The sequence below is a fragment of the Amycolatopsis sp. H20-H5 genome (assembly GCF_035828755.1).
In the GTDB taxonomy this organism is placed as follows: domain Bacteria; phylum Actinomycetota; class Actinomycetes; order Mycobacteriales; family Pseudonocardiaceae; genus Amycolatopsis.
Genome location: NZ_JAYMZS010000012.1, coordinates 1 through 12,212 on the forward strand (window position 1 = coordinate 1; position 12,212 = coordinate 12,212).

The following is a 12,212-nucleotide window of genomic DNA, read 5'->3' on the forward strand; positions in this document are numbered from 1 at the left end:
TTCTTCGCGCTGACGATGGGTGTCATCGCACTGATGTCGGGGTTGTTCCAGATCAACCCGATCTGGAACATCGGCCCGTACAACCCGTCGCAGGTGTCCGCCGGGTCCCAGCCCGACTTCTACATGGGCTGGGCGGACGGGCTGCTGCGGATCTGGCCCGCGTGGGAGCTCTATTTGGGCGACTACACCGTTCCGCCGGTGTTCTTCGCCGGGGCCATGGGGATCGCGATCCTGATCGGCGCGCTGATCTCCTATCCCTGGTTGGAGCGGAAACTGTCGAAGGACACCGCGCACCACAACCTGTTGCAGCGCCCGCGCGACGTGCCGGTTCGCACGTCGATCGGCGCGATGGCGCTCGGGTTCTTCACCGTGCTGACGCTGTCGAGTTTCAACGACATCATCGCGCTGAAGTTCGACCTGTCCCTCAACGCGACGACCTGGGCGGGCCGCATCGGTGTGTTGATCGTGCCGCCGCTGGCCTACCTGATCACCTACCGGCTTTGCCTCGGCCTGCAGCGGGGCGACCGCGAGGTGCTGGAACACGGCGTCGAGACGGGCATCATCAAACGCCTGCCGAGCGGCGAGTTCATCGAACTCCACCAGCCGCTGGGCCCGGTCGACGACCACGGTCACGCGATCCCGCTGGCGTACCAGGGCGCGCCGGTACCCAAGAAGATGAACAAGCTGGGCTCCGCCGGGCATCCCTTGCCCGGCTCGGTGTGGGTGGCCGACCCCGTCGAGGAGACCGCCGCGTTGGCGCGTGCCCGCGCCAACGGGAACGGTAGCCACGAGTCCGGCCCGAAGCGTGTCACCGATGGCCGGTGATCGCGCGACCAGGCACCTGCTCGGTCTCCCCCTTTCGGTCTTCTCGATGACGGTGCCAGGGTCGTTTTCTTCAGGTGTGCTCGATGGTGTTCCAGCGGTGCGCGAGGCGACGGCAGGCTTGGATGAGTTCTGGTGGTTGCAGGTCTGTGAGGTCGGTGTCGAAGGTGGCGAGGATTCCCGCGATACCGGCCCAGGACCACGCTCCGAGGGTGAGCAGGCAGTGGTCAGGGTCGAGGTGTTCGACGACGGAGCCGCCGGGGGCCCAGCGGGCGACGGTGTGGGCGGGCAGGTTCAGGCGCGCGGTTCCGGTGCATTGCCAGGTGGCTGGGGTGTCGCCTCGGTCGTGGCTGGTCATGACGAACTGGGCGACGTCATCTCCGGGTAGCTCGCGGGCCGCGAACGGGAGTGTCGTCGTGCGGGGGTGGAGCCGGTCGACGCGGTGAACCTGCCAGGTGTCGTCGGCGAGGTCGTAGGCGACCAGGTACCACCGTCCGGCCCAGACGACCAGGTGGTGGGGTTCGATCCGGCGGGCAGGGGAGAAATCGGCATCTCCGGGCTCGCGGCGCGAGCTGTCCGCGCGGAGGGTGTCGACGATGAGGACGTGCCGGTGCCGTACCGCGCCACCCACGGTGCTGAGCGCGGTCGAGTCGATGGGTGGTGCCGGGAATTCCCAGTAGTTCTGCAACCGGGTCAGGCGCAGGGATTCCATGGCCACCTGCAACTTCGCCGGCATGACCTGCTTGAGGGTTTCCAGCGCTCGGGCGGCGTCGTCTTGCAGGCCGAACACGGTGCTGGGGGCGGTCTGCAGGGCCACGGCGACCGCGAGTGCCTGCTCGTCGTCGAACTGCAGAGGCGGCAGGGTGTGGTCGGCGCCGAGCCGGTATCCGCCGTCCGGGCCGTGCACGGTGGTGACCGGGTAGTCGAGCTGGCGCAGGGTTTCCACGTCGCGGCGGACCGTGCGTTCGCTGACGCCGAGTCGTTCGGCGAGCTCGTGGAGGGACCACTGCCGCCGCGCCGCGAGCAGCGAGAGCAACCGCAGAGCCCGTCGTGAGGTATGTGCCACTCGTCCATCATGACCGATAGTGGCCATTCGGTGTCCACCACTGCTGCCAGTGTCGTCGGTGAGAGATGACCAACGGTTGGTGAGGAGCTGGAACAGGATGCGGGTTGTCGTTGTCGGCGGTGGTATCGGCGGTCTCGCTGTGGGTGCCGGGCTGCGTCGAGCGGGGTTCGAGGTAGTGGTGTTCGATCGCGACACCGAGGTGGCGGCGACCGGTGGTTACCACATCACCTTGGACGGGCGCGCGCAGTCGGCGCTGCGAGAGCTGGTCGCCCCCGAGGTCGTCGAGCGGCTGCTGGCGTCCGCGTCGGCGCTGCGGCTACGGGACCGTGACGCGTTCTGGGACCGGCGCGGCCGGTTACTGGGGCGCGGCCCGGACCTGCGTGAGGATCCCAGTGTGGACATCGACCGCATCACCTTGCGGACGGTGCTGGCAGCGGCGGTCGGCGACGATCTGCGCCTGGGCCGCGCGGTCACCGGGATCGACCACGATGAGGACGGCACGCCCCGGGTGCTGTTCGCCGACGCCGCGCCGGTCACGGGTGATCTGCTGGTGGGCGCGGACGGTACCCACTCCCTGGTCGCCCGGCAGCTGGCGGGCGGTCCGACCAATGCACCGGCAGGCATCATCGGCTTCTCCGGGAGGACCTCCCTCGAGGACCTGAGCCGAGACGAGCAACAGCGGCTCGGACCGCGATCCGGGCTGGCGATCGGACCGCGGGGCGCCGCGCTCTACGTCGGCTTTCTGGACCCGGTAGGCAATGCCGCGCTCGACGCGCCCGCTCTGCGGGCGGCGGTCACGACCGGTCCCACCTACATCTGGGGTGCCATGTTCCCCGAGTCCGCCGCCACCGACGCGATCCGCGAACTGCGCGGCGGCGAGCTCCAGACGGCGCTTCAGACCGGATTCCGCGAGCGAGGCTGGGCCGAGCACATGCTCGAGGTGATCGACCGCGCCGATCCGCGCAGCGTGGCCGCGTTCCGCTTCAACGCCGCGTCCACGCGGGCCCAGGATCTCGCGCCATGGCCCGCGGGCCGGATCACGGCACTCGGCGACGCGGTCCATGCGACGCCACCGACGGCCGGGATGGGCGCGGGCGCTGCCATCCGCGACGCCGCGAGCCTGGTTGAACACCTCCGTGAAGTCGGCGACGGAACCACCGCGCTCACCGCGGCTGTGAGCCGGTTCGAGGCAGGTATGCGCGAACGCGGCGGCGAGGTTCTCACGCTGGCCATGAAAACCGTCCGCTGGATCCTCGCCACCGACACCACCTTCGGTGCGGCCGCCACAGCAGCGGCCACCCCCGTCCTGGCCGCTGCCAACCGGCTGCGCCGCCACGGCTGACGCCTGCGGCGGGCTTGTCCTAACCTCCACCTGGCCTTGGTAGGAACAGTCCCGGGTTCGACGGGAATTCTCGGGTTTCTTCAAGGCGCACAGCAGGCACTCATAGCTGGTCGGCTCCGGCAGTCCCAGGTTCCCGAAGCGTCGACAACCGCCACGACTAACGATCAGCCACCACCGGGATCAAGGTCCGTCTCGAACGCACCTCCGTCAGGGGATAACATGTTCGCGCACATTGCAGCACTGTTCACTTTGGCGGCAGAATGTGCGTATCAAGGAAAGGGAGTCATGCCTGATTTCGACGAGATGAACGCCAAAGTCATCGACGAGTTCCGCGCGAACGGCGGCGAGGTCGGTGGCGGGTTCGCCGGTGAGATCCTCATCCTGGTGCACCACTTCGGTGCCCGGTCGGGAATCGAACGCGTCGCGCCACTGGCCTGTTATGTCGAAGGTGAGCGCTTGTTCGTCTTCGCAAGCAAAGCCGGTCTGCCAGAGAATCCGGGGTGGTACCACAATTTGATGGCTCGACCCGAGGTCACCGCCGAGCTCGGCGAGGAGAGGTTCTCCGTGCGGGCGACGGAGGTCAAGGGACCCGAGCGGGACGAGATCTATGCCAAGAACGCCGAACAACGCCCGCAGTTTGCCGAGTACCAGGCCAACGTTACCCGGCTCATCCCGGTCGTCGAGCTGGAGCGTCTCTGACGTCCGGCCGTTCGGCGTGCAGCTGGTGATCGGCCGGTGACGAGCGGTGGCGGCGAGAGCGTTCGTGGGTAGGGTGGCGGGGTACTGGCTTGGGACCGAGGGGTGAAGCTGTGCGACAGGACCGGAGGTCGGCGTGGTGATGTCCGTGCCGCGGCCGTTCATCGACCGTCAAGACGAGCGTGACCAGGTCCTAGGCGAGGTCGAGACTGCTCGGGCGGCCGGTGAGCAGGGTGTTTTTGTTTTCCAGGGCATTGGCGGGGTGGGTAAGACCGCCTTGATGTTGTGGTGTGTGCAGCAGCTCGTGTCCTCGTTTGACGTCGTGCTGGATGTTTCGATGGGCGCGTCGGCGGAGGCGAAGACGGTCGAGGAGATTCTGGACCTGTTCCTGCTGAAGCTTGGTGCGCCGATGGTTCCGCCGACGCGTGATGGCAAGCAGGTGGTGTACCGGGCTGAGACGGCACGCCGGAATGTGCTGGTCGTGATCGACGATGTGGACACGGCGGAGTCGCTGGAGGAGTTGTTGCCGGCGTCGACTGGCAGTGTTGTGCTGGCGACAAGCCGGCAGCGGCTCGAGGCGTTCGAGCTGGCGGGCTTCACGGGGATCACGGTTGACGTTCTCGGGAAGGGTTTCGGCGTCGAGCTGCTGACCCACAAACTGGACTCGGCGGTGGTCGCGGAGGCGTCCGACGATCTTGAGGCCATTGCCGAGTTGTGCGGGAACCTGCCGTTGGCGCTGGCCATCGTGCGTGCGCAGTTGCGGTCCCGCCGTCATGGCGGGCCTGCCGAGCTGCTGGGCAGGTTGAGGTCTGCGAAGAGCTTGCTGGCCGAGTTCGTGGTGGACGAGAAGTTGGAGCTGCAGTTCGTGTACGAGACGTCGTACACGAAGCTGGGGGAGCGCGAACGAAAACTGTATCGGCGGCTGGGATTGCACCCGGGCAGCCGGTTCCCGGAATGGGCTGCCGCGGCGCTGCTCGACGAGGACGAGCGCGGTGATGCCCCGGGCACGCTGTGGTCGCTGGTGCGGGAAACGCTGATCAGCGAGATCACGGCTCCTGGGGTTGCCTCTCGTCGTTACGAGATGCATTCCCTCATCCAGCGGCACGCCCGGGGGCTGGTGTGCCAGCCCGAGCACGAGCACGCCGCGGATGTCCGGCGGGCGCAGCGGAGCCTGGCCGAGGCATATCTCGAGTTCGTGGTGGGTCGTGAGCTGGTGCTGTCGAGCCGCTTGCGGTTCGGGCCGCTGTTTGACGGTGTCGTCCGTCCCGCTTACGCGGGTGTGGACGCGTACTCGAAGGCGATGGCCGATCTTGGGGCCGAACGGGCGAACCTGCACCGGATCGTCGCGATGGCGTCGGAAGCGGGCTTCGTCGAGCTGGTCTGGCAGCTGGCGGAGGCGCTGGTGACCTTTCTGTTCCACCGCGGGCATTACGCCGACGCCATCGCGGTCCACAGCTACGGCTTGGCCGCGGCGACCGAAGTCCACAAGTCCGGTGACGCGCGGCCGCTGCTGAAGATGCACGCTGAGCTCGGCACCGCGTACTTCGCCGTGCACCGGCACGCGGAGGCCGCTGAGCATTTCGACCAGGCGGCGGAGCTGGCCTCCCAGCTCGGTGCCGATCCCGCTGTGCTGGCCACGCTGGCGAAAATGTTCGTGTGGAAAGGCCTGGTCCACCGTCGGCTCGACGAGCAGGACGCGGCCATCGCGGCGATGGAACGCTCGGCCGCGCTGGTGTCTGACCCACGGTTCCCCGAGCGGCTGCGGGTGCGGGAGGAACGGCTCCTCGACATGAACGGCGCCCCGATCCTCGCCGCGGTCGGACGTATCGCGGAGGCGATCGACGCCGGGGAACGGGCGGTGGCCCACTTCGAACGGGACGCGGACCGGGCCAACCACGCGAAATCGGTGGCGAACCTGGGCGAAGTGCTCGCCGGCGCGGGCGGGGAGCATCGCCCGCGAGCCGAGTCGCTCCTGCGCGCGGCCCTCCTCCTTGAGGAGGAGATCGGCATTCCTGACTTCGAGGCCTGCACCTGCGAGCTGCTCGGCACCCTGCTCAACCGCGAAGGTGACACCGAGGAGGGGCAACTGTTGCTCGTGCGGGCGGCGAAGCTGTACGAGCTGCTCGCCGATCGGCGTGGCGAGGCGTTACGTGCTCGGCTGGACGAATCCGGCTGACCGGAGGCGGACCAGGGTGACCTCGCCGCCGAAGGCGACGGTGACCTCGCCTGGCAGGGCGCTGGCGTCGCGGTGCTGTAGCAGTTGTTCGAACACCACGGCCGCGGCGATCCCTGGATCGGCGAGCGACAGTTCGACGAGTTGACCGGATCGAGTGGCGACGAGACTCCCCGCTCCCTGTGTCCTCGCCGCCACCTTGGCCTGAGGGTGGCGGCGTAGCACGTCGGCGAGTTCGGCGCTCGACCCGCCGAGGACCCCGGCCGCGCTCCGGCGCAGGTTTTCGTCGGGATGGTCTTCATGGACGACCAGGACCGTGTCGTCGAACTCCGCGGAACCGGTTCGATCTATGTGCACGTCGGCTGGGTATCGGCTGAGCTCGTAGCGATCGGGCTGTTCTCGCTGTCGGCACGCGATGAGGTCCGCCCGGACAGGTGGTGGTTCGAGCCCGGCGACGGCGTCCGCGGGCACCACCGGCACGATGGGGCCGGTCGTGGGTTCGGTCAGCCGCAGATGCTCGTAGAACAAGCGGCGTAGCCGAGCCATCGCTTCGCCGGGGCACGAAGTGACCAGTGCGGCGATCGCGTCGAGGCTGCCTGACTGGTACGAACCTAGTGCTCGCTCCAGCTGGACTCGGAGCGGTTCGTGCCGGTTGAGACGAGGTGCTGTGGAGCCGAGTACCTCGCCGACCGAGCCGGGCGCTACGTCGGTCTCCGGGAAGGCCGCCAGGAGTACCGGTACGTCCAGACACGCCCCGTAGGCGGTCGTGGCGCCGTGATCGCCCACTACGAGGTCGGAGGCCAGCAGCGTCGCCTGCCAGCCCTCGACCGGACTGGGGAGGAGCATGCCCGCGCGTAGGCAGTCGGCGAGCCAGGTGTGCACTTGCCAGGGGCCGTGCCCATGCCAGATGTTGGGGTGGACGAGCGCGGCGACCCGGTAGAGGTCACGGTCGAGGCAGCCGACGATCTCCCGGAACAGCGACGGCCAACTCCCCATGAGCGAACGTTGCCACCAGGTCGTGGAGATGGTCACCAGCCTCTGGTGCGGCGCGATTCCCAGTGCTTCACGGTATCGATGGCGAAGGTGCTTGCTGCGCACCATCCGGTCATACGCGGGGTCCCCGGCGACCACCGCGGTCTCCACGACCGCGGGGGTGAGTGCGGACAGTCGCTCGAGCTCCGCGTCGTGCGCCAATACCAGCGAGGACGCGATGGGCAGGCCGTCGTAAAGCAGCCATTCCGGCGATAAACCGAAAACCGTCCGGTTTCCGGTTTCCGGTTTCCGGTTTCCGGTTTCCGGTTTCCGGTTTCCGGTTTCCGGTTTCCGGTTTCCGGTTTCCGGGAGATTGTTTAGTATAGCCCACGCCGTGGGGGAGAATGACGAGGGGTGATGTTATTTCGGTGAGTCCGCCGTGATTGGCGGCGATTACCAGGTCGAATTCGGTGTTGATTGCCTGCGACCATGGAATGACGATGGTTCCCAGGTGGTTGAGGTACTGCTGCAGGCCGTGGGAGAACGGGTCCGATCCGTTCCAGCTGAACACGACCTGGATCCGGGTGTCGGAGTCGAACACCGGAAGTACGTCGAGCAGCCGCAGCAGGGAGGTGACGTGGTGGGCGACTACGAGCACCTGGCGTTCGGGACGGATGGTCGTCCAGTGGGGTGCCTGGAGGCCGATCGGGACCTTGACCGGAGGCACGGTGGACACGAAGCTCCCTGGGCTGGTGAGGGGTGCGGAGGCGTTCAGCCACCGTAACCGATCATCGGTGGGCGGAAGTCGCAGCCAGGGCGCGGCGACGGTCAGGAAGGTGCGCACCGCGGCCGCGTGGTCGTAGTCCCGCAACGCGACTTGACGCGCGCGATGCCGCATGACAAACCGCTGGTCAGGGGACAGATCAAGGGCGCGCTGGAGCGCGACGGCCAAGGACCGCGGCGAACCGGCACAGCTGAGGAACCCCGTCTGTCCGTCGAGCACCTGTCCGCCGAGTCCCTGACTTGTGGTCGTGATCACGGGTCCGGCACCGGCGGCGAAGGCCTCCATGGGGATCCGGCCGAACGGCTCGGCGTGTGAGGGAACCACGGTCGCGAGCAGACCCGGCCGCCGGAGTAGATCGGCGACCGCCGGGGTGAACCGGGTGAGCAGGCGAACTGCCGGGCCGAGGTGATGCGCCTTGCGCAGCAGTGTCCGCTGATACGGCGTCGGCTCACGACTTTCGCTGGTCGCCGCGACCACCAGATTCGGCAGTGGGCGGTCACTGGCCTGGAGCAGCCGCCAGGCATCGAGAAGATCGTCGAACCCTTTATACGGCTCGGCGCGCCCCATGGCGAAGACGAACTCCCGCTCCGCCACACCGGCGAAAGGCGCGTCGAAGCGCGTCCAGTCGCCGTGGGTGAGACCGTCGCGCAGCGGGATCATCGCTTCTCGCGGGACGGCGTAGGCATCGTGCAGGTGCTCGGCCATGAACGGCGAGATGGTGGCGATCCGCGCCCCGCCGCCGGCTCCGGCCAGCAGGCCGGCGCGCTCCCAGGAGATGCGGGCGTGCTCGTCCGGTGCGTGGATCACCGCGCTGGAGCGGGGAACGAGCACGAGGTGGCGCAGTACCGACGCCGGGAGCGCGGTTCCGAGACCTAGGAACGGCGCGTCGAAGGCCAAGATCAGCAGGTCACTGGACGACTCGCGCAGAGCCCGGAGATGGACCGCCGTGGCGGCCACCAGGCGTTCGAACCGGTCGAGACCACCCCACCGGTCGAGGCCGCCGGTACCGTTGTCGACCGGGATGATTTCGGCACCGCGAAACAGGTCACGCGAGCGGCGGTGCCAGCCCGGGTGATGTTCGTGACTCCCGGGACGAAGCCGCAGCGGGAGTACCACGAGCCGGACCTCCGGCGGCAGTAACGGGACCACTGTTTCGAGGTAGCCGTGGTTCGCGTAGCCGGCTCCGGTGCCACAGCCGTAGAACCCGTCGTGGACGGCGACCGCGACGGTCGGCCGTCGGTTCATCCCCGCAGCGCAGGCGGGAGGGCCGTGGCCTTGTCGGTCACCGCCGCCGTCACGGCTTCGCGGGTCAGACCGATCGTCGTGCTCAGGTCGGTGCCGATCAGGTCGGCGTCGGTGAGGTCGGCGCCCGTCAACGTGGTCTGGTCGAGTTTCGCCTCGCGCAAAACCGCTCGCCGGAGATCCGCACCACGCAGATCGGCGCCGGAGAGATCCGCACCGCGCAGGGACGCGCCAGCAAGGAGTGTCCCCGCCGCGTCCGCGCCGATCAGCACGGCTGAGGTGAGGGTGGCACCGTCGAGTGTGGCTCCGCCCAACGCCGCTTTCCGCAGATCCGCGCCGGTGAGGTTGGCGTTGGTGAGGACGGCGTCGCGCAGATCCGAGCCGGACAGTTTCGCCGAGATCAACACTGATTTCGAACCGAACCGGGCACCTCGCAGCCCGGCGCCCTCGAGGTCCGCGGCCGGAAGGTGGATGTCGGCCAGGTTCAGCGGATCCGGTTCGTCCCGTCGTCGTCGTTCACGCAGGGCGTCGAGCGCGGCCGTGATGTCCGGCCCCTGCTGCACCGCGCCGTCCTGGTTCGTGGATCGCTGCCTGAGCAGATCGCACACCGAGCGCAGTACCAGGGGTCGATCGCGTTCAGAATCGGTCATCAACCGGAACAACGTCCGCAGCGCGTTCGCCCTGATGACAGGGTCCTCCGACGCCAGCCGCCCCCAAGCCGCGTCGAACTGGCCGACCAGGTGCTTGTCCTCCTCCAGACGCTGCTTGTCGCGGTCGAGGAAGTAGCGACGGACACCGAACCCAGCGACCACGAGGCCGACCACCGTGCTCAATCCGGTCAACAACCCGGACCGCACATTGTTGACCGCGGCCAGCCGGTCCACGCGGGAAAGGTCGGGCCCCTGCGGCCCCACCGCCCACTCGGAGACCGGCACGCCCACGAACCACACGACCGCGCCCAGCACCACAAGGGTCGCGGCACCCGCCGCCGCGCCGCGCCACTTCTGAAACGTCATGTGCCCATTTGACTACATCCGGTCGCCGCGCGGTTTTCCGACGCCATCAAGAGGCCGATGACCTACCCTCATCGCCGACTTACAGGGCGCACAGATACCCGGCGACACGACGCGCCAGCCGAGCGGTGACGCTGAGGTCCAGGCGGCCGCCGACGTGGCCGACAGCCGCGGGTAGCGCGGCTGCGTGGCAGGTGGCTCCCGGACAGGCGTGACAGTGCGGCAGCCTCGTGGCTGAGCCCGGCGCTGGCGGCGAGCGACGGTGGGACGCTGCCGCTTGCGCCGACCGTGGGATGGGATCGGGTCGGTCAGTGCTCGCGTGGCACCGTCACGGCCCGCGCGACGAGCGCCCGCCGACGGACGCGCGGTGCACAGGCACCGACGGCTCTCAGGCACGGTCAGCCTGAAAGAGGAAAGATTGTGCTTGAGGTTTGTCGATCCCCGATACCGTCGTTCGGCGCGTAGTCGACGGCACCGCAGGGGCGGGGCTCAGCGAACTATCACCGGCTAGCGAGACACCAAGGACAACCCCATGATCGAACTGAACGCGGAACGCACCCGGCGGGCGATGGTCGAACACATTCGACGTCTGGCGGAGTCGGCCGCTGTGGCCGGACCCGACGCCGCCGTGCCGACTGCCCCGAAGTGGACCACCGCTGACCTGGTCGCGCACATGGGCCAGACCCAGAACTGGGTCGCGGAGATCATCGAGCGGCGCGTCACCGATCCCACGCAGCTGCCTAGCTCGAGGTGCTTGTCGGTAGAGCTTGCCGTCTCGGTGAAGCAAGTGATCCCACTGTGTAGCCGGACCGCGATTTGATCACATTTACCACGTCTCGCGCGAACCACTGCGCAGACGAGACGCACGTGTCCCGGATCTGTTTTTCACGTCGATATCGCCGCTTCGGCGAAGTTCCGACGGTAGCGGACGTCAGATGAATGGTCAGACCAGCGAAGCCGTCCAGGCAGCCACCCGTTGACTGGTTGGACGCCCCCGGCCTCCCTGGGCCTACCTGACCTTCGTTATCGCCGCGACGACCTCCAGTTGCCTCAGTTGCTCCGAAACTTATGTTCCACGCGAGAGTGGCTGGGCCGACAGTGGCCGTAAGTCGCGGGCGATTCGGATCAATGTGGCCCGCCGTTGGCGAGCAGGAAGCTCAGCTTTTTGGTGGAGGTAGACCTTCGCCACACTGGGTACAGTGCAGTTTGAAAATCGCCGACGCAGGGTCGCACCCCTGCGTAGACATGACGGAGAGTCATCATGAACCGAGTTGAATCAGCGGCTGTCGAAAATTTGCTCTGCCCACTTGAAATTGTTCAATCCACCGCTCCTATTGCGATGGCGCTGCTTCTATCGGTTAGGGGCTGAGTCCGGGCAACGCTGAGGGAAGGTAAGACTAGTCGAGCAATGTTAGTTGCTCTGATTGATTCGCTTATGTATTCAAAATAATTAGATTGGATGTCCAAAATTGATGCGGCGATTTTTCGTCAAACTGATCTTCACTTTTTCGGCTGCTCTTTCGATGCTGGGCGTTTCCTCTTCGTTGGCAAATGCGGCTGGCGGTGACAAGTGGATTAATTGGGCGTATTACGCAAACATTGACCAGTGTCTCGGGGGTGGGCGAGCTAGCATCGGTACAGGCATCAATGGAGACGCAAATGCGTCGTATTACATCGTGCGCGAATTCGAGTGTGCTGTAAGTGGTTCTCGAATTCTCCTTAGGTTGCATTTCTATCCAGCCTGATCAAACCTGATTATCTCAAAACTAGCTACTGCTGGTTTCAATTTTTTCAGGCATTTGGGCAAATTTGACGGTCGGGTCTTTCGCTGCGTTTGGATAAAATTAATGGTACTCCGGGCAAATAGAAAGACTCGACCGTCTGACTAGGAGTGACTACAGCCGGGAAGGGTGGATCGCTCCTCCGACAAGAACGATAGCCTCTCGGCTGACCTCGAGCACGTATTCGGGGGAGGGTTATTGGTGTCGGTACACTCGAAATTGTATGGAATAATAATATAGCGAAAGTGGAGCATGGCGAATTTTAACCGATTAAACTCTTTGCTGGGAGTGATTCCATTAACATGATTTCCTTCAGGAAAA

At 66.4% G+C, this 12,212-nt stretch carries 8 protein-coding genes and 1 pseudogene; 5 read left to right on the forward strand and 4 right to left on the reverse strand.

Features of this window, described 5'->3' with window-relative positions:
- Positions 1-825 (forward strand): annotated as a pseudogene (locus QMK34_RS09235) (cytochrome b); the annotation flags it as partial.
- Between the two features lie 70 nt (positions 826-895).
- Here QMK34_RS09235 and QMK34_RS09240 read toward each other — a convergent pair.
- A complete protein-coding gene (locus QMK34_RS09240; protein WP_326413286.1) occupies positions 896-1,888 on the reverse strand; it encodes a helix-turn-helix transcriptional regulator in 993 nt (330 codons plus the stop codon).
- Between the two features lie 97 nt (positions 1,889-1,985).
- Here QMK34_RS09240 and QMK34_RS09245 point away from each other — a divergent pair, with 97 nt between their 5' ends.
- The 3 genes from QMK34_RS09245 to QMK34_RS09255 all read left to right on the forward strand — a co-directional run bounded on the left by QMK34_RS09245 (position 1,986) and on the right by QMK34_RS09255 (position 6,102).
- Positions 1,986-3,230, forward strand: a complete 1,245-nt coding sequence (locus QMK34_RS09245) for an FAD-dependent oxidoreductase (RefSeq protein WP_326413287.1) — start codon at positions 1,986-1,988, stop codon at positions 3,228-3,230.
- A gap of 219 nt (positions 3,231-3,449) precedes the next feature.
- On the forward strand, positions 3,450-3,929 hold the full coding sequence (locus QMK34_RS09250; RefSeq protein ID WP_326413288.1) for a nitroreductase/quinone reductase family protein: 480 nt from the start codon (positions 3,450-3,452) through the stop codon (positions 3,927-3,929).
- A gap of 139 nt (positions 3,930-4,068) precedes the next feature.
- On the forward strand, positions 4,069-6,102 hold the full coding sequence (locus tag QMK34_RS09255) for an NB-ARC domain-containing protein (RefSeq protein WP_326413289.1): 2,034 nt from the start codon (positions 4,069-4,071) through the stop codon (positions 6,100-6,102).
- Here the strand turns inward: QMK34_RS09255 and QMK34_RS09260 are convergent.
- The 3 genes from QMK34_RS09260 to QMK34_RS09270 are packed head-to-tail and all read right to left on the reverse strand — an operon-like array spanning position 6,073 to position 10,113.
- Positions 6,073-7,242, reverse strand: coding sequence for a hypothetical protein (locus QMK34_RS09260; protein WP_326413290.1), 1,170 nt, complete (start codon positions 7,240-7,242; stop codon positions 6,073-6,075). The two genes, QMK34_RS09255 and QMK34_RS09260, sit on opposite strands and share 30 nt — an antisense overlap.
- Positions 7,205-9,100 carry a glycosyltransferase family 4 protein gene (locus tag QMK34_RS09265; RefSeq protein ID WP_326413291.1) on the reverse strand — a complete coding sequence of 632 codons (1,896 nt, stop codon included), beginning with the start codon at positions 9,098-9,100 and terminating at the stop codon, positions 7,205-7,207. The genes QMK34_RS09260 and QMK34_RS09265 overlap by 38 nt, the downstream gene beginning before the upstream one ends.
- Positions 9,097-10,113, reverse strand: coding sequence for a pentapeptide repeat-containing protein (locus QMK34_RS09270; RefSeq protein ID WP_326413292.1), 1,017 nt, complete (start codon positions 10,111-10,113; stop codon positions 9,097-9,099). The genes QMK34_RS09265 and QMK34_RS09270 overlap by 4 nt, the downstream gene beginning before the upstream one ends.
- Positions 10,114-10,642: 529 nt before the next feature.
- On the opposite strand from QMK34_RS09270, the gene QMK34_RS09275 reads away from it, so the two are divergent.
- Positions 10,643-10,930 (forward strand): maleylpyruvate isomerase N-terminal domain-containing protein, encoded by a 288-nt coding sequence (locus tag QMK34_RS09275; protein WP_326413293.1) that lies wholly within the window; start codon positions 10,643-10,645, stop codon positions 10,928-10,930.
- Positions 10,931-12,212: the final 1,282 nt, after the last annotated feature.